Origin of the sequence: Janthinobacterium sp. PSPC3-1 (genome assembly GCF_049896105.1) — a bacterium.
Lineage (GTDB): Bacteria > Pseudomonadota > Gammaproteobacteria > Burkholderiales > Burkholderiaceae_D > Janthinobacterium.
The window spans coordinates 108098-130227 of the sequence record NZ_JAFCTQ010000001.1 but is presented as its reverse complement, the minus strand read 5'-3'; the positions used below and the strand labels follow the sequence as shown (position 1 = coordinate 130227).

The 22130-nt window shown below is 63.0% G+C and carries 26 protein-coding genes; 20 read left to right on the top strand and 6 right to left on the bottom strand.

The genetic code is table 11. The annotated features are described in order from the left end of the window. The first annotated feature begins 39 nt into the window (after positions 1–39). The 7 genes from ACP7B7_RS00645 to ACP7B7_RS00615 all read left to right on the top strand — a co-directional run bounded on the left by ACP7B7_RS00645 (position 40) and on the right by ACP7B7_RS00615 (position 5602). Positions 40–408, top strand: a complete 369-nt coding sequence (locus tag ACP7B7_RS00645; RefSeq protein WP_426075426.1) for a flagellar protein FlaG — start codon at positions 40–42, stop codon at positions 406–408. A gap of 120 nt (positions 409–528) precedes the next feature. After that, a complete protein-coding gene (gene fliD / locus ACP7B7_RS00640) occupies positions 529–2532 on the top strand; it encodes a flagellar filament capping protein FliD (RefSeq protein WP_308924929.1) in 2004 nt (667 codons plus the stop codon). A gap of 24 nt (positions 2533–2556) precedes the next feature. Then, positions 2557–3012 carry a flagellar export chaperone FliS gene (fliS, locus tag ACP7B7_RS00635; RefSeq protein WP_308924928.1) on the top strand — a complete coding sequence of 152 codons (456 nt, stop codon included), beginning with the start codon at positions 2557–2559 and terminating at the stop codon, positions 3010–3012. Position 3013: 1 nt separating this feature from the next. Beyond that, positions 3014–3340: a flagellar protein FliT gene (locus tag ACP7B7_RS00630; RefSeq protein WP_308924927.1), complete on the top strand. Its 327-nt coding sequence runs from the start codon at positions 3014–3016 to the stop codon at positions 3338–3340. Between the two features lie 17 nt (positions 3341–3357). Further along, positions 3358–4506 (top strand): flagellar hook-length control protein FliK, encoded by a 1149-nt coding sequence (locus ACP7B7_RS00625; RefSeq protein ID WP_308924926.1) that lies wholly within the window; start codon positions 3358–3360, stop codon positions 4504–4506. Next, positions 4496–4825: an EscU/YscU/HrcU family type III secretion system export apparatus switch protein gene (locus ACP7B7_RS00620; protein ID WP_308924925.1), complete on the top strand. Its 330-nt coding sequence runs from the start codon at positions 4496–4498 to the stop codon at positions 4823–4825. Before ACP7B7_RS00625 ends, ACP7B7_RS00620 begins: the two co-directional genes overlap by 11 nt. A gap of 30 nt (positions 4826–4855) precedes the next feature. Continuing rightward, on the top strand, positions 4856–5602 hold the full coding sequence (locus ACP7B7_RS00615) for a flagellar brake protein (RefSeq protein WP_308924924.1): 747 nt from the start codon (positions 4856–4858) through the stop codon (positions 5600–5602). A 10-nt stretch (positions 5603–5612) separates the two neighbouring features. Here ACP7B7_RS00615 and ACP7B7_RS00610 read toward each other — a convergent pair whose 3' ends face one another. The 3 genes from ACP7B7_RS00610 to fliE all read right to left on the bottom strand — a co-directional run bounded on the left by ACP7B7_RS00610 (position 5613) and on the right by fliE (position 7779). Next, positions 5613–6377, bottom strand: a complete 765-nt coding sequence (locus ACP7B7_RS00610) for an SDR family NAD(P)-dependent oxidoreductase (protein ID WP_374694261.1) — start codon at positions 6375–6377, stop codon at positions 5613–5615. Between the two features lie 141 nt (positions 6378–6518). Beyond that, on the bottom strand, positions 6519–7424 hold the full coding sequence (locus tag ACP7B7_RS00605) for a LysR family transcriptional regulator (protein WP_308924923.1): 906 nt from the start codon (positions 7422–7424) through the stop codon (positions 6519–6521). 19 nt (positions 7425–7443) lie between these two features. Further along, positions 7444–7779, bottom strand: coding sequence for a flagellar hook-basal body complex protein FliE (gene fliE, locus ACP7B7_RS00600; RefSeq protein WP_308924922.1), 336 nt, complete (start codon positions 7777–7779; stop codon positions 7444–7446). 282 nt (positions 7780–8061) lie between these two features. Here fliE and fliF point away from each other — a divergent pair, with 282 nt between their 5' ends. The 13 genes from fliF (at position 8062) to fliR (ending at position 19343) form a co-directional block, all read left to right on the top strand. Continuing rightward, positions 8062–9780, top strand: coding sequence for a flagellar basal-body MS-ring/collar protein FliF (gene fliF / locus ACP7B7_RS00595; RefSeq protein WP_426075425.1), 1719 nt, complete (start codon positions 8062–8064; stop codon positions 9778–9780). Then, positions 9773–10771, top strand: a complete 999-nt coding sequence (gene fliG, locus ACP7B7_RS00590) for a flagellar motor switch protein FliG (RefSeq protein ID WP_308924920.1) — start codon at positions 9773–9775, stop codon at positions 10769–10771. Before fliF ends, fliG begins: the two co-directional genes overlap by 8 nt. Before the next feature lie 43 nt (positions 10772–10814). Next, on the top strand, positions 10815–11516 hold the full coding sequence (locus ACP7B7_RS00585) for a flagellar assembly protein FliH (protein WP_308925706.1): 702 nt from the start codon (positions 10815–10817) through the stop codon (positions 11514–11516). Positions 11517–11608: 92 nt separating this feature from the next. Further along, the gene (gene fliI / locus ACP7B7_RS00580) at positions 11609–12925 is read left to right on the top strand and encodes a flagellar protein export ATPase FliI (RefSeq protein WP_308925705.1); all 1317 of its coding nucleotides are present in this window, start codon (positions 11609–11611) and stop codon (positions 12923–12925) included. A 33-nt stretch (positions 12926–12958) separates the two neighbouring features. Next, entirely contained in the window at positions 12959–13399 is a 441-nt protein-coding gene (gene fliJ / locus ACP7B7_RS00575) for a flagellar export protein FliJ (protein WP_308924919.1), read from the top strand. 42 nt (positions 13400–13441) lie between these two features. Further along, a complete protein-coding gene (locus tag ACP7B7_RS00570; RefSeq protein ID WP_426075424.1) occupies positions 13442–14650 on the top strand; it encodes a flagellar hook-length control protein FliK in 1209 nt (402 codons plus the stop codon). Positions 14651–14792: 142 nt separating this feature from the next. Next, on the top strand, positions 14793–15308 hold the full coding sequence (gene fliL, locus ACP7B7_RS00565) for a flagellar basal body-associated protein FliL (RefSeq protein WP_426075423.1): 516 nt from the start codon (positions 14793–14795) through the stop codon (positions 15306–15308). Between the two features lie 6 nt (positions 15309–15314). Next, positions 15315–16301, top strand: a complete 987-nt coding sequence (fliM, locus tag ACP7B7_RS00560) for a flagellar motor switch protein FliM (protein WP_065306849.1) — start codon at positions 15315–15317, stop codon at positions 16299–16301. A 62-nt stretch (positions 16302–16363) separates the two neighbouring features. Continuing rightward, positions 16364–16798 carry a flagellar motor switch protein FliN gene (gene fliN / locus ACP7B7_RS00555; protein WP_308924916.1) on the top strand — a complete coding sequence of 145 codons (435 nt, stop codon included), beginning with the start codon at positions 16364–16366 and terminating at the stop codon, positions 16796–16798. Then, positions 16795–17406 (top strand): flagellar biosynthetic protein FliO, encoded by a 612-nt coding sequence (gene fliO, locus ACP7B7_RS00550; protein ID WP_426075422.1) that lies wholly within the window; start codon positions 16795–16797, stop codon positions 17404–17406. Before fliN ends, fliO begins: the two co-directional genes overlap by 4 nt. Then, on the top strand, positions 17396–18172 hold the full coding sequence (gene fliP, locus ACP7B7_RS00545; protein ID WP_308924914.1) for a flagellar type III secretion system pore protein FliP: 777 nt from the start codon (positions 17396–17398) through the stop codon (positions 18170–18172). Before fliO ends, fliP begins: the two co-directional genes overlap by 11 nt. A 9-nt stretch (positions 18173–18181) precedes the next feature. Beyond that, entirely contained in the window at positions 18182–18451 is a 270-nt protein-coding gene (gene fliQ / locus ACP7B7_RS00540; RefSeq protein WP_308924913.1) for a flagellar biosynthesis protein FliQ, read from the top strand. 22 nt (positions 18452–18473) lie between these two features. After that, positions 18474–19343 (top strand): flagellar biosynthetic protein FliR, encoded by an 870-nt coding sequence (gene fliR / locus ACP7B7_RS00535; RefSeq protein ID WP_308924912.1) that lies wholly within the window; start codon positions 18474–18476, stop codon positions 19341–19343. 218 nt (positions 19344–19561) lie between these two features. Here the strand turns inward: fliR and ACP7B7_RS00530 are convergent, their stop codons facing one another. The 3 genes from ACP7B7_RS00530 to ACP7B7_RS00520 form a co-directional block, all read right to left on the bottom strand. Then, positions 19562–19990 (bottom strand): hypothetical protein, encoded by a 429-nt coding sequence (locus ACP7B7_RS00530; RefSeq protein WP_426075421.1) that lies wholly within the window; start codon positions 19988–19990, stop codon positions 19562–19564. Positions 19991–20048: 58 nt separating this feature from the next. Further along, positions 20049–20441, bottom strand: coding sequence for a hypothetical protein (locus ACP7B7_RS00525; RefSeq protein ID WP_426075420.1), 393 nt, complete (start codon positions 20439–20441; stop codon positions 20049–20051). Between the two features lie 390 nt (positions 20442–20831). Then, positions 20832–22094 (bottom strand): MFS transporter, encoded by a 1263-nt coding sequence (locus ACP7B7_RS00520; RefSeq protein WP_426075419.1) that lies wholly within the window; start codon positions 22092–22094, stop codon positions 20832–20834. Positions 22095–22130 lie beyond the last annotated feature (36 nt).

Here is a 22130-nt window from a genome sequence, read left to right as displayed (position 1 = left end):
TCTTGATCCGCCGGGGAATTTCCGTTAAAGGACACCATCATGGATATCCAGGCAACAAACGGCCTCCCGGCCCCGCAGCCGCAGCAGCGCACTGCGGTCACTCCAGGCAACGCCACGGCCGCCAGGCCGGTGGCGCCGGCGGCGATCGACGGCAACGCCAAAAGCAAGGACGACGCGCAGTCCGAGCTGAAAGACGTCAAGCAGGCCGTCAGCGAGATCAACAAGGCGATGCAATTCATGTCGCGCGAGCTGGAGTTTTCGGTCGATACCGACAGCGAGCGCACCATCGTCAAGGTGATCGACCAGCAAACCCGCGAGGTCATCCGCCAGATGCCCACCAAAGAGGCGCTGGAAATCGGCAAGGCACTGGAAAAAGCACAAGGCTTGCTGATCAAGCAAACGGCGTGAACCTGCCCTGTGCCACGTCGTTTGTGGCATAGGGCGAACAGCTGGCCGAATACCCCTCTAAAGTCTGGATGGATTATGCCGTTAACCAAGTATATTCATGCATTCCCATAGGAGGTTATTGTGGCTGTCTCATCCGTCAGTACTGGTGGCGTTCTCGACGTAAACGGCCTGGTCAGCCAGCTGATGGCCGTGGAAAGCCGCCCCTTTGTCGCCATGCAGGACAAGGAAAAGGCGATTACCTCGCAAATCTCCGCCTATGGCACCCTGAGCGGCGCCGTCGGCGCGTTCCAGACCACCGTCACCGCGCTGGCCGACGCCTCCAAATACAAGGTGGCCAATGCCACCACCTCGGACGACAAGGTCCTGACCGCCACCGCCGGCAAGGACACCGTCAAGGGCAATTACAGCGTCAACGTGACCCAGCTGGCACAGGCGCAGACGATCACCGCCGCCGGCCAGGAAACCACCACCGCCCTGATCGGTTCGGGCGCCAGCACCGTGCTGACGTTCGACTTCGGCAGCGTCAAGGGTGGCACTCTTGCCGACGGAAAATACACGGGCTCCACCTTCGACCTCGATGCAACGCGCGTGGCACGCACCGTCACCATCGACGGCAGCAACAACTCGCTGCAAGGCATCCGCGACGCCATCAACAAGGCCGGCATCGGCGTGACCGCCAGCATTATTTCCGACGGTAGCGACAAGCCCAACCGCCTGGTGCTGACCTCCGACAAGAGCGGCGAAACGTCGAGCATGCGCGTGTCCGTGGCCGGCGACCAGGACATCAGCGATTTGCTGTCGTATGCGCCGAATGGCACGCAGAACATGACGCAAAGCAATGCTGGTCAAAATGCCAAGCTGACCGTCAACGGCGTGGCCATTGACAGCCAGACCAATAATGTCGAGAACGCCGTGCCTGGCGTAACGATGTCGGTGCTGAAAATTGGCACCAGCAGTGTCGGCGTCAGCATGGATACGTCCGGCATCAAGACGGCGCTGACCAATTTCGTCAAGGCTTATAACGAGCTCAATGCATCCATCAATACCCTGACGGCCGTCACGCCCGATTTGAAACAAGGCGCGGCACGCACCGGCGGTCCACTGGTGGGCGACTCGACCACCAACAGCCTGAAAACGGGCTTGCGCAAGCTGTTCGGCACCAGCGTGCCCGGCCTCGACAGTACCGTGACCAGCCTGAGCCAACTGGGTGTGGCGTTCCAGAAGGACGGCACCCTGAAACTCGATACGGGCAAGCTGCAGACGGCGATCGACAAGAATTCGGAAGACGTCATCAAGCTGCTGGCGACCTCGGGTTCGACCACCGACAGCCTGGTCAGCTTTGTCAGTTCGACCAGCAATTCGTCCGTCGGCACCAAGGGCATCTCGATTTCCAAGCTGGCCACGCAAGGCACCCTGGTGGGCAGCACGGCAGCCAACCTGAACATCATCGCCGGCGTCAACGATAATCTGTCGATGACCATCAATGGCGTTGCCACCAAGGCCACCCTGGTGCCCGGCACCTACACGGCCGACAGCCTGGTCAGCCACTTGCAATCGCTGATCAACGGCGCCTCGGGCGTGACCGACGCCACCGCCAGTGTCAAGGTGACGCAGGAAAATGGTGTGTTCAGCATCGTGTCGAACAAATATGGCTCGTCGTCGAAGCTGGAAATCACCGGCAATGGCGCCGACGACCTGTTCGGCACCCCCACCATGACCACCGGCGTGGACGTGGCCGGCACCATCGACGGTGCGGTGGCGGTCGGTAGCGGCCAGACCCTGACCGGTTCGGCCGGTTCCGGCAGCGCCGGGATTGCCGTACTGATCAAAGGCGGCCAGCTGGGCGACCGCGGCTCAGTGAATATTTCCAAGGGTATCAGCGCCTTGTTTGCTACTATTACAGATAGCTACCTGGGAACCTCGGGCCTGATCCAGAACAAGAATGATGGTTTGAACAAGAGTATTGCCGATATCGCCAAGCAGCGCGATGCGCTCAATACCCGGCTGACCCTGACCGAAGCGCGCTTGCGCAAGCAATACAGTTCGCTCGACGTGACACTCAGCTCGATGAACAGCACCAGCAATTATTTGACTCAGCAGCTCGCGGCGCTGGCCGCGAACTAACGAACATCTATCAGAGGAATACGAATGTTTGGATCATCAAACAAGGGCGCGCAATCGTACGCCAAGGTCGGCCTGGAAACAGGCATCGGTGCGGCTTCTCCGCACAAGCTGATCGCCATGCTGTATGACGGCGCGCTGGTGGCCGTGCTGAGCGCGCAGATGCACATGAAAGCCGGCAATATCCCGGAAAAGGGCAAGTCGATTTCACGCGCCATGCAGCTGATCGACCATGGCCTGCGCGCCAGCCTGGACAAGAATGCGGGCGGCGAAATCGCCGAAAACCTCGATGCCCTGTATGAATACATGGGCGCGCGCCTGCTGACGGCCAACCTGAAAAACGACCTGGCCATCCTGGAAGAGGTGCAGCGCCTGCTGACCGATCTGCGCGATACCTGGAACGCCATCGGCACCCCAGGCGGCATCAACATGGCCGCCGGCGATGCGCCGATTGCACGCATGGCCAACTACGCGAGCGCCTGACATGATGACGAATCAGCAAGTACTCGACACCTACGAAGCGATGCAGGCGTTGACGGCGCGCATGCTGGTGGCCGCCGGCAATGCCGAATGGGATGAGCTGGCGACCCTGGAACAGCAGATCGGCAGGCATGCGCAGCGCCTGAAGGACAACGAAGCAAAGGTTGTGCTGGAAAGCGCCGGCCGCCTGCGCAAGGTGGCGCTGATCAAGCAGATGCTGGAAGACGACCGCAAGATCCGCGACCTGACCATACCGTGGATGGCGCAGTTGTCCAAGCTGATCAACAGCACCGGCACCGAACGGCGCCTGGCCAACGCCTATAGCGTCTAAACGCAGGACCCGGCGCCATGCTGCCCAACACCATCGGCATGGCGCCGGTCGCGCCGGTCAAGGGCACGCGCCCGGCCGATACGGTCGCCGAGCCGCGCCAGGCCGAATTCCAGCGCTCCTTGCAAGGCATGGTCGGCAAATCGATGACCGGCCAGGTGATGGGCCGCATGACCGACGGCAGCTACCTGGTGCGCGTGGCCGGCACGCCGGCGCGCATGCAGCTGCCGGCCGGCGCACAGCTGGGCGCCGAAATTCCTTTGTTGCTGGTCGGCATCAATCCCCGTCCCTCGTTCCAGATCGGCGCCGGCGCCGATCCGCGCGCCGGCGCGATGCTGACCTATGCCGATGCACAAGCCGAGCCCGAGGCGGCCGCCGCGCAAGGTGCGCAGGCCGGCATGCGGACCGGTGGCGCGGCAGCCGCGCTGCTGGGCCGCGCGCCCTTGACGCCCGCCAACTTGCTGCCCTCGCTGAATGCCGACACGCCCGCCCCTGAGCTGAGCAGTACCGCGCGCGCCATCAGCACCGTGCTGAGCCAGGCGGAAAGCGTGCCCGGCGCACCGCTGTCGCTGATCGGCAAGACCAGCCTGATGGCCACGCCGGGCACCGACCCGTCGCAAGTGGCGCAAAACCTGCGCGACGCGGTCGGCAGCAGCGGCCTGTTCTATGAATCACATGTGGCCGAATGGGCCGATGGCAAGCGGCCGCTGGCGTCCTTGCTGCTGGAGCCGCAAATGCAGAAAACCCTGCAGGGCGAGGTCATGAAAAACGGCACCGACCTGGCCGCGGCGCAGCTGATCAACCTGCAGCTGCACACGCATGAACAGGCGCGTGTGCAATGGCAGGGCGAAGCGTGGCCCGGGCAAAAGATGCAGTGGGATATCACCAAGGATGGGCCGGACGGCGGGCAACACCCGGGACAGGACGAAGACGCCACCGCCTGGCGCAGCAGCGTGCGCTTCCAGTTTCCGCTGCTGGGCGATCTGTCGGCGCAGGTAGTGTTGCAAGGAGGCAACGTCCAGATCCAGATGCAGGCCGGCAGCGAAGCGAGCGCCGACACCTTGCGTCAGCATGCGGCGCGGCTGGAAGCGTCGATGGCCGCGTCGGGCTGGCCGCTGTCGTCGCTGACGATCGCCGGCAAGCCCGCTGGAGACGACAATGCTGGATGACGGCAAGCGCAAGATGCCGCAGACGGCGGTCGCACTGGCCTACCAGAGCGGCGAGGCGGCGCCAAAGGTGGTGGCCAAGGGTAGCGGCCTGATCGCAGACAAGATCATCAGCACGGCGCGCGAGCATGGCGTGTTCGTGCATGAATCGAAGGAATTGGTGGCGCTGTTGATGGATATCGACCTGGACAGCCAGATTCCGCCCGGCCTGTATCGGGCGATTGCGGAACTGCTGGCCTGGTTATATCATATTGAATCTGCGAAAGGCGGGCCGCTCCCGCCGCCGCCCGATACGCTCGCGGCACTTCCCACCGACAAATAGAACCGACAGGCATCAATGCAAGCACATATTATGGATTCCGGCCTCGAAAACTGGCATGACTTTGAAGTGGAATCACGGCGGGAAATCGTCGCGCTGCTGCGCAGCATCGGCGAAAAGAATCAATTGATCCGCATGCAGGTGCATGGCGAATCCGACGTTTGCGTCACCTCCATCCTCGATATCGACGCCGAGCGCGACATGGTCATCCTCGACCGCCCCGTCGATACCGGCCAGAGCCGGCGCATGGTGGCCGCCAGCGGCATCACGTTTGAAACCTCGCTCGACAAGATCCGTATCCTGTTTTCCAGCAATTCGGTGGAAGAATGCATGCATGGCACCACGCCGGCCTTGAAAATGACCGTGCCCGAGACCCTGATCCGCTTGCAGCGGCGCGAGTATTACCGCATGAATACACCCGTCAGCAATCCGGTGCGCGCGACAATTCCCATGGTCACCGACGAAGGCACGGCCAACGTGCCGTTCCCGCTGGCCGACATCAGCTGCGGCGGCATCGCCATCATGGACAACAAACTGGTGCTGGGCGACACCATCGGCAAGAACTACCCGGGCTGCCGCATCGACCTGCCCGAGATCGGCATCATCACGGTGACGTTGCAAATTCGCAATTCGCTGGACATGACCCTGCTGAACAACAAGCTGAACCGCCGCCTGGGCTGCCAGTTCGTCGACCTGTCGCGCGGTACCCTGGCGCAGGTGCAGCGTTACATCACGCGACTCGAACGCGAGCGCAACGCGCGCATTGCCGGCCTGAGCTGACAAGCTCCCTTTACAGGTTCATGCCGCCCGACACTTCGATGCGCTGGCCGGTGATCCAGCGGTTGCCGGGCTGCAGCAGCGAGGCGATGGCGCCGCCGATATCGTCCGGCAGCCCCACCCTTCCCAGCGCGGTGACCGAGGCAATGTGGGCGTTGACGGCAGGATTGTCGCGCACCACGCCGCCGCCGAAATCGGTCTCGATCGCGCCCGGTGCCACCACATTGACGGCGATGCCGCGTGCGCCCAGCTCTTGCGCCATGTAACGGCTGAGCACCTCGACGCCCCCCTTCATCGCCGCGTAAGCGGCATAGCCAGGGTTGCTGAAACGCGCCAGCCCGCTCGACAGGTTGACGATGCGCCCGCCATCGGCCAGCAGCGGCAGCAGTTTCTGGGTCAGGAAAAATACCCCCTTCAGGTGCACGTTCACCATCGCGTCGAATTGCGCTTCGGTGGTCTCGGCGATCGATGCATGCACGCCGCTGCCGGCGTTGTTGACCAGATAATCGAACTGCGTGCGCTGCCAGTCGCTGGCCAGCACGGCGCTGACGGCGTTGGCAAAGTCGGCAAAGCCGCGCGTGTCGGCCACATCCAGCTGCAGCGCCACCGCATGGCGGCCCAGCGCCCGGATCTCGGCGGCGACGGCGTTCGCTTCGTCGGCGTTATTGCGGTAGGTAATGATCAGGTCGACGCCGGTCCCGGCCAGTTTCAGTGCGGCGTTCTTGCCCAGGCCGCGGTTGGCGCCGGTGATCAGTGCGATTGGCGTGTTGTTGCTCATGATGGCGTTCCTTCAAGGATGGGGTGGCAGGCGATGTAGCGGATCGCTCATCGATGAAACCAGTATATTGTCGCCACCCCGATTGATAAACCGCGCGTATCCGATAAGACTGATCGGATTATCCGCACAATCCTTGCCAGTCTATCCTGCCATCCACTCACGTTCGATCAGCGCGCTCAGCCAATCCATGAAGACCCGGGTTCTCTTCGGCAAGTCGCGCCGATGCGTATACATCAGGGCGATCGGCATCGGCGGCGCCAGGTGCTGCGGCAAGACCGCCACCAGCGTGCCGGCGGCAAGATAGGCGCGCGCGCCACTCAGGGGCATCTGGGCAATCCCGAGGCCGCCCAGGCAAGCGCCCTGGAATGCTTCCGTATTGTTGACGGTGACATTGCCGGCCATCGGCAGCTGATGCAACTGGCCGTCCAGCACGTATTCGAAGCCGGACGAGCGCGCGCCCAGCGTGGTGACGTAATGCACCAGGCGGTGCCGCGCCAGCTCGTCCACGCTCTGCGGCGTGCCATGCGCGCGCAGGTAGGCCGGACTGGCGCAGTTGACCATCGGCACCGTGCCCAGGTAACGGGCGATCAGCGACGGGTCTTGCACGTCGCCGGCGCGCAATACGCAATCGAAACCCTCGCGCACCAGGTCGACGCGCCGGTCGGTGCTGCTGACTTCGATCTGGATATTCGGATAGGTGGCCAGGAATTCGCCCAGCCAGGGCATCACCAGCTGGCGGGCCGCCACGGTGGGCATGTCGATGCGCAAGCGGCCGGCCAGCACCGTGCCGTCAAGACGGAACATGTTTTCCATGTCGTCCATGTCGGCCAGCATGTCCTTGCAGCGCTGGTACAGCGCCAGGCCGTCCTGGGTGACGCTGACCTTGCGCGTGGTACGGTTGAGCAAGCGCGCGCCCAGCAGCAGCTCCAGGTCGCGCACATGCTCGGACACGCTGGCCTTGGGCAGGCCCAGGCTGGCAGCCGCCTGCGTAAAGCTGCTCAGCTCGGTAACCCGCACGAAGGTCTTCATCAGCTCCAGCTTGTTCATGCGCGCGCCAGCATCAGCGTCACACCTGCATGTTCATGATCTCATGGTAGGACGACACCAGTTTATTGCGCACCTGCACCGTCGCCTGGAACTGGATGCCGGCTTTTTGCGAGGCCACCATCACGTCCGACAGGCTGACGCTATCGTCGCCCATGGTAAAGCGCTTGCCCAGGTCTGCCGACGTCTTCTGCGCGCTGGCGACCGAGTCGAGCGCGCCCTTGAGCGCGTCGGCAAAATTGACCTTGGCGGCCGGCGCCTCGGTCTGGATCGCCGGCACTTTCGCCTCCGGCCGCGTGGCCGCGGCCTTCAATTGCGAGATCATCGCCTCGATCCTGCTGCTGTCTATACCACCCATGCCGCCTGTTTTCACTGTGCCTCCCGATTCCTGTCTGTTGCCTCCAAGGCACAAAACCCTGGCAGGCAAGGCAGCGCCGGGTACAATTAGTGCTACCGTACGTTGCCAGTGTTCCACAATACCAGCAGGAAAGCCAGCCGCTCGGCCGAGCAGGCGGCAAAACCACCTTCTATTTGGACGATCAAAGCGCATGACAGGAGCGGATAATTGCTCTTATCGCTCCTCGTTTCGCAGGCGGCGGCCCCCACCAACCCCACCATACCAGCGCCACGGAAGGCAATCATGGCTGTAGCGGAAGAGATTGAACTGAACCAACCCCCACCGGCGCCCGCCCCCGCGCGCACGCCGGTTGAATCCGTGCAGGCGTTTGCCAAGACCCCGATGGGCAAGAATTTCCTGCGTGGCCTGGGCGTGGCGGCGCTGATCGCCATCGGCGTGGCGCTGTACATGTGGAACCAGCCACCGGAATACAAAGTCCTGTTTTCCAATTTCACGGACCGCGACGGCGGCGCCATCACCGCCTCGCTGGACCAGCTGGGCATCAAGCACAAGTTTTCCGAAGGCGGCGGCGCGATCCTGGTACCGACCGAACAAGTCCACGATGCACGGCTGAAACTGGCCGCGCAAGGCTTGCCGAAAGGCGGCAACGTGGGTTTCGAGTTGATGGAGAACCAGAAACTGGGCGTGTCGCAGTTCCTCGAACAGGTCAATTTCCAGCGCGCCCTCGAAGGCGAGCTGGCCAAGTCGATCGAATCGGTGTCGGCGGTCGACACGGCGCGCGTCCACCTGGCCCTGCCGAAACCGCAAGTGTTCGTGCGCGACCAGCAGAAACCGACCGCCTCGGTGCTGCTGAACCTGCATCCGGGCCGCGGCCTGGACCAGCTGCAGGTCAGCGCCATCGTGCACCTGGTGGCGTCCAGCGTGCCGGAATTGCTGCCTATCAATGTGACCGTGGTCGACCAGGCGGGCTCTTTGCTGTCCAACCAGGAACGCGACAAGGACCGCGCCAACGGCATCAAGAGCCTCGATCCGAACCAGCTGAAATACGTGCAGCAGTTGCAGCAAAGCGTGATCAAGCAGGTCGAATCGATCCTGCTGCCGATCGTCGGCGAAGGCAATGTGCGCGCCGAGGCGACCGCCGACGTCGATTTCTCGCAAAGCGAACAGGCGGCCGAAACCTACAAGCCGAACTCGCCGCCGGAAGCGTCGACCATCCGCAGCCAGCAAACGAGCGAGTCGACCGGCGCCGGCAATGCCAATCCGTCCGGCGTGCCGGGCGCGCTGTCGAACCAGCCGCCGGGCGTGGCCACCGCGCCGCTGACGGCCGAGGCGCCGGGCGCGCCTGGCGCGGGGGCGCCGACCCAGCCGTCGCAAAAGGAATCGACCACCAATTATGAAGTCGACAAGACCGTGCGCTACGAACAGAAGTCGATGGGCGGCCTGCGCCGCCTGTCGGTGGCGGTGGTGGTCAACTATCGCCGCAATATCGCCGCCGACGGCAAGGTGACGGTGACGCCGATTTCGCCGGCTGAAATGGTGCAGATCAATAACCTCGTCAAGGAGGCGATGGGCTACAACAAGGACCGCGGCGACAGCTTCAGCGTGGCCAATTCGCCGTTCGACGGCATCGACCGCGCGCCGGAAGGCAAGCTGGAATGGTGGCGCGACCCGGCCAACCTGCCGCTGGCCAAAGAACTGGCGAAGTTCCTGATCACGGCCCTGATCCTGCTGTATATCTTCATCAAGATCGTGCGCCCGATGCTGCGCCCGGTGATGCGCAAAATCGACGATTTCGGCGCGCCACCGCCCGTGATCGAGCCGGAGCTGCCGAAGACCGACGCGGAAAACGAGGTCCTGCTCAGCGAAGCCGAGCTGGAAGAACTGGAAGAAGACACCGCGCGCGGCTACCGCGAGAACCTGGCGATGGCCAGGAAGCTGGCGCAGGACGACCCGCGCGTGGTCGCCAACATCATCAAGGCATGGATAGGCAATAATGACTGAATCGACCGGACTGCAAAAAGCGGCCATCCTGATGCTGGCCCTGGGCGAGAGCGAGGCGGCCGAAGTGATGAAATTTCTCGGCCCGCGCGAAGTGCTGAAACTGGGCGCGGCGATGGCCACCATGAAGGGCATCGCCCACGAACAGGTGGTCGACGTGCTCGACGACTTCCGCGAGCAGACCGAGCTCAACTCCACCGTCGGCCTCGATTCGGACGAGTATATCCGTCAGGTGCTGACCAAGGCGCTGGGCGACGACAAGGCCTCGGTATTGCTGTCGCGCATATTGGGCGGCAAGGACGCGTCCGGCATCGAATCGCTGAAATGGATGGATTCGCAGTCGGTATCCGAGCTGATCCGCAACGAACACCCGCAGATCATCGCCACCATCCTGGTCCACCTGGAGCGCGACCAGGCCTGCGAAATCCTCGGCCACTTCACCGACCGCCTGCGCAACGACGTGGTGCTGCGCATCGCCACCCTGGACGGGGTGCAGCCGGCCGCGCTGCGCGAGCTGAACGACGTGCTGACGAAACTGCTGTCGGGCAATGAAAACATCAAGAAATCGTCGCTGGGCGGCGTACGCGCCGCCGCCGAGATTTTGAACTTCATGAGCGGCGAGCAGGAAGGCTCCGTGATGGACAATATCAAGAACTACGACAACGACATGGCGCAGAAGATCATGGACGAAATGTTCGTGTTCGACAACCTGATCGATATCGAGGATCGCGGCATCCAGCTGCTGCTGCGCGAAGTGCAGTCGGAAATGCTGATCATCGCCCTGAAAGGCGCCTCGCAGGAGCTGCGCGAGAAGATCTTCAGAAACATGTCGCAGCGCGCCGGCGAGATGATGCGCGAAGACCTCGATTCGAAAGGCCCGGTGCGCCTGTCGGAAGTGGAATCGCAGCAGAAGCAGATCCTGCAGATCGTGCGCCGCCTGGCGGACGAGGGGCAGATAGTCCTGGGTGGAAAAGGCGAGGATTCGTTTGTCTAATTTTATTCCCAAAGAGAAACAAACCGCGTATCAACGCTGGGAAATGACCTCGTTCGGCGACGACCGCCCGAGCGTGGTGGCGGCGCGCAAGCTGCTCGAACCCGAGCCGGAACCGGAACCCGATCCCTTTGCCGAGCTGATCGAAGAGGAACTGGCGCCGCCGCTGGAATATCCGACCCAGGAAGAAGTCGATGCCATCCGCGAGGCGGCGCACGCCACCGCCTTCGAGGAAGGCCGCAACGCCGGCTATGCCGAAGGCCATGCGGCCGGCCACGCCGACGGCCACGCGCAATCGTATGCCGAAGGCCAGCAGGCCTCCAGCGTGGAACTGGCGCATTTGCAAACCATCGCCGTCGGCTTCGGCACCGCGCTGCAGCATGCCGACGAGCTGATCGCCAATGAAGTGATGGAACTGGCCTTGCAGCTGGCCAAGGGCATGCTGAAAGCCGCCCTGCCGGTGCGCCCCGAACTGATGTTGCCGATGGTGCGCGAAGCCATCGAATACCTGCCCGTGCTGCAACAGCCGGCCTTGCTGATGCTCAATCCGGAAGACGCGCAGGTGGTGCGCGACGGCATCGGCGAAGAACTCGACAAGGGCGGCTGGCGCGTGATCGAAGACCCGTCGGTGGAGCGTGGCGGCTGCAAGATCGACACCGCCAGCAACCAGATCGATGCCCAGGCGTCGACCCGCTGGCAGCGCCTCACGCATGCCTTGGGTAAAGACCTGGACTGGCTGGCGCCGTGAGCGACAAGATTGACCCGGCCGTCAACCCCCATGCGGCGCGCTGGCGCGCCTACCTGAACGACTGTTCCGCCGTGGTCGGTTTTGTCGAGCCGATGCAGGTCTCGGGCCGGGTCACGCGCGTGGCCGGCCTGGTGATGGAAGCGGTCGGCCTGCGCCTGGCCGTCGGCGCCGCCTGCACCGTGCCGCTACCCAATGGCGGCCGGGTCGAGGCCGAAGTGGTCGGCTTCGAAGGCGACCGGCTGTTCCTGATGCCGCAAAGCGATGTCGAAGGCATCGTGCCGGGCACCCGCGTGTTTTCGGTCGAACCGGCGATACCGCGCCCGGGCAGCGTGGCGCACCCGCGCCGCCGCCCGAGCGACCGGGCGCGCCATTTGCCGGTCGGCCCGCAATTGCTGGGCCGCGTGCTCGACGGCGCAGGCAGGCCGCTCGATCAACTGGGCCCGCTGCACACCACCGACAGCGCGCCGATCAATGTGCGCCCCGCCAATCCGCTGGGCCGCGCGCCCATCGTGTCGACCCTGGACGTTGGCGTGCGCTCGATCAACGCCATGCTGACGGTCGGCCGTGGCCAGCGCATGGGCCTGTTCGCCGGCTCCGGCGTCGGCAAGAGCGTGCTGCTGGGCATGATGGCCCGCTATACCGAGGCGGACGTGATCGTGGTCGGCCTGATCGGCGAACGGGGCCGCGAAGTCAAGGAATTCATCGAACAGATACTGGGGCCGGAAGGCCTGGCGCGCTCGGTGGTGGTGGCGGCGCCGGCAGACACGCCGCCGCTGATGCGCTTGCAGGGCGCGGCGTATGCGACGGCGATTGCCGAGCACTTCCGCGACCAGGGGCAAAACGTGCTCTTGATCATGGATTCGCTGACCCGCTACGCCATGGCGCAGCGCGAGATCGCGCTGGCGATCGGCGAGCCGCCCGCCACCAAGGGCTATCCGCCGTCAGTGTTCGCCAAGCTGCCGGTGCTGGTGGAACGGGCCGGCAATGGCGAGGAAGGCGGCGGCTCGATCACCGCGTTCTATACCGTGCTGACCGAGGGCGATGACCAGCAGGACCCGATCGCCGACTCGGCGCGCGCGATTCTCGACGGCCACATCGTGCTCAACCGCCGCCTGGCCGAAGCGGGCCATTACCCGGCGATCGATATCGAACAGTCGATTTCGCGCGCCGCCCATTCGATCACCAGCCATGAACACCAGCAAAAAGCCCGCAAGCTGAAACAATTGTATTCGCGCTATGAACGCAGCCGCGACCTGATCAGCGTGGGCGCCTACGCCGCCGGCACCGACCCGGTGCTGGACCAGGCGATCGCCCTGCATGAACGGATTGAAGCGTTTTTGCAACAGCAAATTACCGAGCGTGTCAGCATGGACGAGAGCTTGGGGCAACTTGCCGCTCTGTTCGAGTGATTGAAGCCTGCCTGCCGGGCATATAATTAAACCATGGCATCTCCTTCCCAACTTGCAACCCTGATCGATCTGGCCCAGCGCGAGACCGATGACTGCGCCAAGCGCCTGGGCGCGGCCCTGAAGGCGCTCGACGATTGCCAGCAAAAGCTGCAGATGCTGGCCGGCTACCGCGATGACTATGCGCAACGCTTCGAAGCGAGCATGGCCAGCGGCATTACGCCCATGGCTTACCGCAACTTCCAGGCGTTCATGCTCAAGCTCGACAGCGCCATCACGGGCCAGCAGCAGGTCGTCAATCACGCGCAGGCGCGCAGCGAGCATGAAAAGGCCAGCTGGCAAACGGCGGAGCGAAAACGCATGTCGTACACCACACTCAATAACCGGGCGCAGGAACAGGCCTTGAAGCTGGAAAACAAGCGCGACCAGAAAGCCATGGACGAACACGCGGCACGGCAAGCTTATTACAAACGTTAATTTACGCTGACTTACGCTGGCAGCAGCGCCACAGGGCCCATCATGCAGACCCCGATTTCCCAGATTTCCTCCCCGAATGCCACGCCGGCGCCGGTCAAACGCGAGATGCCGTCCGGCAGCGCGCCCGACGGTGATTTCCAGCGTACCCTGAACCGCCAGCTGGAACAGCGCCAGGCCAATGGCCGCGCCCAGGCGCAAACGCCGGCCCAGGCGGCGGCCAAGCCTGCTGCGCCTGCGCCCACACCCGCGCCGGCCTCCGGCAAGGCGGCCGAACAGGCGGCCACCGAGCAGGCCCATGCGAGCACGGCCAAGGAAGCGGCGCCGGCCGAGAAGGACAGCGAGAGCAGCGAATCGGAAGAGACGGTGACGGCGGAAGCGAAGCCGCCAGCCGACCCGATCGCCGATATGCTGGCCCTGGTGGGCAGCATCAAGCTGGCGATGCAACAGCCAGCCGACGCGGGCGCACGCCCGCTGGCCAGGCTTGACGGCAAGATCGATGGCAAAAGCATCAGTGCGGCGCAGTTGCTGGCCGGACAGAAGGCAGCCGGGACCGATACCGGGACCGAAACTGTGCTCGACGACGCCAAGGCCGGCGGTTTTGCCGCCAGCCTGGGCAAGGCGCAGGCCGGCGCCAGCGTGCAGGCCGGCAAGCTTGACGCGGGCAAGCTGGCGCTCGACGCGCAACTGGCGGCCACCGCCAAAGCCGGCGCCGCGCTGGCGGAACCCTTGCCCAAGGAAGCGACACCCGACCTGACCCGCCTGGTCGCGCCCCTGGCGCCCGGCGCCCTGCAGCAGGCCGCGGCGGCGGCCGCCGTGCCGGCCGACAAATTGATGGGCCGCGTGGGCACGCCGGCCTGGGACCAGCAACTGGGACAAAAAGTGGTGTGGATGGCGGCCGGCGGCGACCAGAGCGCCACCCTGACCCTGAACCCGCCGGACCTCGGCCCGCTGCAGGTGGTGCTGACGGTCACCAATGACCAGGCCGACGCCGCCTTCATGTCGGCCCAGCCGGAAGTACGGCAAGCGCTGGAAGCGGCCCTGCCGCGCCTGCGCGACATGATGGCCGAGGCCGGCATTGCGTTTGGCAACGCCACCGTGTCGGACGGCGCGGCGCAGCAGCAGAGCGGCCAGCGCGACGCTTCCGGCGGCGGACGCGGCGGCAGCGGCACGGTCAAGGGCGGCGAGATCGCCATCGCCCAGAACGGCAGCCGCGGCAGGCCGACACTGGGCGAAGTCGATACCTTTGCCTGAAGGTTTCTGCCGCCAAAAGCAAGTTGAGCGCGCTTCCGGCCTCTTTTCCACAGTTGGTTCTGCGCATCCTTTGCCGATAATGACATAATGGCGTCGTGATCCACTTCCATGCAGTCGAGTACCATTGAAAGCAAATCCAAAAATGAAAGCAGATCCGAAAGCCGACGCGGCCCTGGCACCTGCGGGAGCTTCCAAAAAGAAGCTGATCATCATCGTCCTGGCCTCGGTGCTGGTGGCCGGCGGCGTGGGCGGCGGCGCGGCCTGGTATTTCTTGCATGGCAAGGGCGACCAGGAAGAATCGTCGCCGTCGAAGAAAAAGAAACATTCCGCAGCGAAAGCCGGCCCGCCCGTGTTCGTGCCGATCGATTCCTTCACCGTCAACCTGCAGCCCGAAAACGGCGAGCAATACCTGCAGATCGCGTTTACCTTGCAGGTGGCGAACGCCGAGGAAATGGACAGCATCAAGCTCAATATGCCGAAAGTGCGCAGCCGTCTGTTGCTGCTGCTGTCCGGCAAAAAGGCGTCGGAGCTCAATACCGTGGAAGGCAAGCAGCAGCTGGCGGCGGAAATCGTTGCTCAAGTGAACCAGCCGTTCGACGAAAAAGGGCCGGAACAAGACGTGACGGACGTATTATTTACCGCATTTATCATTCAATAAGCAGCCATGGCCGATAATTTCCTTTCCCAGGAAGAAGTCGATGCCCTTCTGAAGGGCGTCAACGGAGACCAGGACGACGCGCAGGCGCCGGAAGACGTCACGGGCGTTCGCACCTACAACCTGGCGACCCAGGAACGCATCGTGCGCGGCCGCATGCCGACGCTGGAGATTATCAACGAGCGCTTCGCGCGCCTGCTGCGCGTGGGCCTGTTCAACTTCCTGCGCCGCAGCGCCGAAGTGTCGGTCGGCTCGGTGCGGGTATCGAAGTACAGCGAATTCATCCGCAACCTGGTGGTGCCGACCAATCTGAACCTGGTGCACATGAAGCCGCTGCGCGGCACGGCCCTGATGGTGTTCGATCCGGGCCTGGTGTTCTTGCTGGTCGACAATCTATTCGGCGGCGACGGGCGTTTCCATACGCGCGTCGAAGGCCGCGACTTCACCCAGACCGAGCAGCGCATCATTTTGCGCATCCTCGATATCGTCTTCGAGGCGTATACGAAATCGTGGGAACCGGTGTTCCCGGTCGAGTTTGAATATATCCGCTCGGAAATGAACACCCAGTTCGCCAATATCGCCACGCCGAACGAGGTGGTGGTGGCCTCGACGTTTACGGTGGAGCTCGGCTCCGTGTCGGGCCAGATCCATTTCTGCATGCCGTATTCGATGATCGAGCCGATCCGCGATTCGCTGACCTCCAGCCTGCAGGGCGAGGCGCTGGAAGTGGACAAGCGCTGGATCCGCCTGATGACGCAGCAGATCCAGATCGCCGAAGTGGAGCTGGTGGCCTCGCTGGGCACAGCGCGCGTGTCGTTCGATGAAATCCTGAACATGAAGGTGGGCGACATCATTCCACTGAATATACCCGAACTGATCGCCGCCACCGTCGATGGCGTGCCCGTGATGGATTGCACTTACGGCGTATTGAACGGACAATATGCATTGAAGGTCGAGAAACTGCTCGCCAATGCCGATAACATCAACAATCATTAAGTAAATCATCATTCAGTAATACAGGCCGCCATGCGGCCTTTACCGAACCACAGGAGAGTGACATGGCTGACAATCTGGACGACCAAAGCGCGGAAGACGACTGGGGCGCGGCGATCGCCGAGCAGGCCAAGGCCGAGGCCGAAGCACTGCAAAACCAGGCCGCCAATACCGCCAGCGCGGCCAGCGCCGCCGTGTTCAAGGATTTTTCGAAACAGGCGTCGAAGTCGGAAACCCATAACGATATCGATTTCATTCTCGATATCCCGGTGCAACTGACGGTCGAACTGGGCCGCACCAAGATCGCCATCAAGAACCTGCTGCAACTGGCGCAGGGTTCCGTGGTGGAACTGGACGGCCTGGCCGGCGAGCCGATGGACGTGCTGGTCAACGGCTGCCTGATCGCGCAAGGCGAAGTGGTGGTGGTGAACGACAAGTTCGGCATCCGCCTGACCGATATCATCACGCCGTCCGAGCGTATCCGAAAACTCAATAAATGAAGCCTGGCCTGTTGATTTCCACCCTGCTGCTGCCGCTGGCGGCGGCATGCTGCATTGCGCAGGCGGCCGATATGCCGGCTGCATCGGCGACCACGGCCAGCGTGCCGGCAGCAGCACCAGCGGTTGACACCGCCGCGCCGGCTGCAACCGTGGCTGCGCCGCAAGCCGCAGCCGCAGCCGCAGCTGATACTGTGCCGGCGGCCGCCGCCCCCCTGCCCGCCATGCCGCCCGGCGCGCCGATGACCATGGCCCCGACGGCGTCGAGCGGCAGCCTGCTGCAAACCATTTTCGCCCTGATGTTCGTGCTGGCCCTGCTGATCGCGCTGGCCTGGGCCATGAAACGCTATGGCCCGAAAGCGCTGGGCGGCAACAGCAAGATGCGCGTGGTCAGCTCGCTCAACCTGGGCGGGCGCGAACGCATCGTGCTGATCGAGGTGGCCGACCAGTGGATCGTGGTGGGCGCCTCGCCCGGCCGCATCAATGCGCTGGCCACCCTGCCCCGCCAGGAAGGCGACCTGCCGACCTTGTCCAGCGCGCAGAACGGCCCGGCCGCCGCCAATTTTTCCGAGTGGCTGAAACAGACCATCGAAAAACGCAATGGGAAATAAGCAGGCGATGGCGTTGAACAATCCGAAGACAATCTTGAAATGGCTGCTGGCCGGCATCGCGCTGGCCTTGCCGCTGTGGGCGCTGGCCCAGCCCGGCATTCCCGCCTTCAACAGCGCGCCGGCGCCCGGTGGCGGACAAAGCTATTCGCTGCCGCTGCAGACTCTGATCCTGATGACGTCGCTGACGTTCCTGCCGGCGGCCTTGCTGATGATGACCTGCTTTACCCGCATTATCATCGTGCTGTCCCTGCTGCGCCAGGCGATCGGCACGCAGTCGGCGCCGCCGAACCAGGTGATGGTGGGCCTGGCGCTGTTCCTGACCCTGTTCGTGATGGGCCCCGTGTTCGACAAGATCTATACCGACGCATATTTGCCTTACCAGGAAAACAAGCTGACCATGCAGCAGGCGCTCGACAAGGGCGTCGATCCCCTGAAAACCTTCATGCTCAAGCAAACGCGCCAGGCCGACCTGGCCCTGTTCGCCAAGATGTCGCGCTCGCCGGCCCTGCAGGGACCGGAAGACGTGCCGCTGCGCATCCTGGTGCCGGCCTTTGTCACCAGTGAACTGAAAACGGCGTTCCAGATCGGCTTTGCGATTTTCATTCCCTTCCTGATCATCGACATGGTGGTGGCCAGCGTGCTGATGTCGATGGGCATGATGATGATGTCGCCGGCCACCATCTCGCTGCCGTTCAAGCTGATGCTGTTCGTGCTGGTCGATGGCTGGCAGTTGCTGCTCGGCTCGCTGTCACAAAGTTTCTATTAGGGGCGCCCGATGACACCCGAAAGCGTCATGACGATGGGCCGCCAGGCCATGGAAATCACCCTGATGGTGGCAGCTCCCATGCTGCTGGTCGCCTTGATCATCGGCCTGATCGTCAGCATCTTCCAGGCCGCCACCCAGATCAACGAAGCGACCCTGTCCTTTATTCCTAAGCTGGTCGGCATCTTTGTCGCCATCGTGGTGGCCGGGCCGTGGATACTGTCCGTCATGCTCGACTACATGCGCCAGGTGTTTACCGGCATTCCGAACCTGGTCGGCTGAACGTGCTGCAAGGGCGACGGCCATGCTGACCCTGACCAGCATCGAACTCAATACCTGGATCGCAGCACTGCTGTGGCCGCTTAGCCGCATCCTCGGCCTGGTGGCGGCCGCGCCGCTGTTCGGCAATGCGGCAGTGCCCGTCAGCACCAAGGTCGGCCTCGGCGTGCTGCTGGCCATGATCATCGCCCCCACCGTGCCGGCCCTGCCCGCCACCGACCCGATGTCGATGGCCGGCCTGCTGATCCTGACGCAGGAAATGCTGATCGGCCTGGCGATGGGGTTTTCGATCCGCATCGTGTTTGCCGCCATCGAGATGGCCGGCGAGATCAGCAGCCTGACCATGGGCCTGGGCTTTGCCTCGTTCTTCGATCCGCAAACCAAGGGCCGCTCGTCGGCCATCAGCCAGTTTTTGACCATGCTGGCCACCCTGATGTTCCTGACCGTGAACGGCCACCTGGTCTTGCTGGCGGCGCTGGCGGAAAGCTTTGTCAGCCTGCCGATTTCCGCCAGCCCGATCCACGGCGGCGGCTTCCAGCAGCTGGCGGCCTGGGGCGGCGAGATCTTCCGCTCGGGCGTGCAGATTTCGCTGCCCATCGTCGCCGCCCTGCTGCTGACCAACGTCGCGCTGGGCATCCTGACGCGCGCCGCACCGCAACTGAACATTTTCGGCATCGGTTTTCCCGTCACCCTGGGCGTGGGCCTGCTGGTGCTGGCGATGGTGTTGCCCTACCTTGCGGTACCGTTCCAGAACATGTTTTTGCGTGGCATAGAAACGGCGCGCCTGCTGCCGCGCGGCTTCGCGGCGCGCGAGCGGCCGCCACCACCGCCACCGCCCAATCCGCTGCGCCCGGCGCCGCCGGCATCACCTGTCACGCCATTACCGCCTCCTTAGAATGCCTGGCAAAACCTGTCGACCTGCCTCCAACAGATGCCAGGACTCTCGCCGTTTATGTCCGCTATCGCCCCAGACCGCAATGCATGAAGACTAAATGACTAAAAACAGCGGACCGGAGACGCGGACCCGAGAAAATGCCGATGGCGGCGTTGCGGCTTCCTTGCCGTACATGCGCCAGCCGTGCAGGCGCGCGCGATAAAGGTCGCTTAATAATTTCATTTGCACACGCTGTTTTTCGCCACTGAATAGGCGAGTTCATACTGCTGTTGATACATGAGCAAAGCAAGATCGTCATCCGTATTGTACGGGCCATCCCCGAGCGACTTCACCTTGCTGGCTTGCTCCGCAAACTTGGCTTGAGCATCCTTCAATTCCGCCCAATAGGCGGCACACCAGCCGTCCTTTTTGTCGAGCCTTGCTTCGAGCTGTGTGATCGCTTGATCCCAAAGGGCGTTGGCCCGGCCATAGCAAGACTTCAGGCCGCCATTGCTGGCACACGCATTGACTTCGCACCTGAGTGCTTTGGTACACCGGTTTAATTCAGCGGAGACTTTACGCGCCAGCTCCGCAGGAGGCTGCTGCGCAAGCGCGTACGACGAAAGACAGGCAAGGAGAAGAGCGATATATCGCGATGAGAATGACATGCTGACCTATTTTCAATTAGCCCCGCAACGCGCGGGTAAATATTATCAAAAAGACACACTATCTCGGTATCTCGCTCATCTTGCCTGAAAATACTTCATACCAAATGCTCCCTGTCGCCATCTCAACAGCCCGAATTTCGAAGTTAGACTCCTCCTCTGATGGAACATCCACCCTAAAATAAATTTGTCCGTTCGATAACTCTTTATAAGAAATATCGACTTGAAACATATTAGGATAGGAACCGCGAGAAAGGGTTATCTTCATAGGGACTTGAACGTCCAATATGGGGCGCACGGGGCGAGTCAAATAGATCTCATGCACTCCGAACTCGTGGACTTCCATCTTCAGCGATACTGGCGGACCTTTGACCACAGAAACTGGACTCACGGCAAAGCAATAGAGCGGGCACGACAGTGCGATGACGAACACTGCTTTAATCACATGTTTCACGGCAGTTTTTCCTTTGAAAGTCTTTTTAGCGCGAAAATCAGCTTGGACAGTTTTTCGTAATGCCGCAACGTCCGCTTATGGTTGCGGATTCAATCGGTCAACGCAACACCTGTTTAAATCGTTGAGCCGGTGTTTGGTAGTGTAGCGTCTTCCTGGAGCGCTCGTTGAGTCATCTGGCTACCGCGTCAAGCGTAGCGTCCAAAACAAAAACGCGACAGGCAAGCCGAAGACAAGCGCCGCAATGATCGCGAAAGGAAAGCCGATGAGCCAGGCCAGCGGCAACGCGCGCCAAGTGCCTGTTCCATGTGCCGGCCCAACGCCGCAGGTGGCAGATGTGGCGACAGTCACGCCAATTACTGCAGCAGTCCAAGCATCAACAGTCGGGCCTTCTTAATGTTGCTGGCCGCCACTGAGCGCAAAGCGCCAGCGCTGGCTGTCGAAACGCAGTTTCAGGCCGTGGTATTTCACCAGGTAGCGCACGCCGACGGCGGCTGCCGCAAAGCCGGACAAGGCGCCGATGCCCAGCGCCCAGCGGGGACCGAACACATCGGCGACCCAGCCGACAATCGGCGCACCGAGCGGCGTGCCGCCGGCCGAGATCGCCAGCACGATGGCCATCACGCGCCCGCGCATGGCCGGTGCCGTCGACAGCTGCACCGCGCTGTTGACGGTGGTGGTAAAGGTCTGCGCGGCGATGCCGATGATCACCAGCATGATGCCGAACAGCCAGTAATTGGGCATCACGGCGGCCAGCGCGCAGCCGAAGCCGAACAGGGCGGCGGCGCCCAGCAGCAGCGCCAGGCGCGGTTTGTCGCGCCCGGCCGCCATCAAGGCGCCGGCCACCGAGCCGCAAGCCATGATGGAACTGAGCACGCCATACTGGCTGGCGCCCGCATGGAAGGCCGTGACCGACATGGTCGATAAAAAGATCGGGAAATTCAGGCCGAAGGTACCGATCAAAAACAGCATCAGCAGCACCGACACCAGGTCGGGCCGCCCGCTGACATAGCGGAACCCCTCGAGCAGGCTGCCGCGCGCCGCCTTGAGGCGCGGCGCGCGGCGCAGCAGCGAGGTGCGCAGCAGCAACAGCGAACCGATCACGCCGGCAAACGAGAAGGCATTGATGATGAACACCCAGCCGGTGCCGACGCTGCTGATCAACAGGCCCGCCACGGCCGGCCCCAGCATGCGCGCCGCGTTGAACGAGGTGGAATTCAAGGCCACGGCGTTGCCGAGGTCTTCCTCGCTGACGATTTCCGAGACAAAAGTCTGGCGCACGGGGGCGTCGAACGCCGTCACGCAGCCCAGCAAAAAGGCGAACACATACACATGCCACAGCTCTACCCGTCCGCTGATGCACAACAATCCCAGGCCCAGCGCCAACAGCCCCATGGCCGCTTGCGTGAACAGCAGCAATTTGCGCCGGTCCAGCAGGTCCGCCGCCATGCCGGTCAGCGGCAGCAGCAGCAATTGCGGGCCGAACTGCAGCGCCATGACGATGCCGACGGCGCTGGCGTTGTGCTGGGTCAGTTCGCTCAGCACCAGCCAGTCTTGCGCGGTGCGTTGCATCCAGGTGCCGACATTCGAGACCAGGGCGCCACCGGCCCAGATACGGTAATTGGGATTCTTGAGCGAGCGGAAAGTATTGAGCATCTGGTGAGGGGGCCTCCTAGCCTGGGTCAGTTTGTT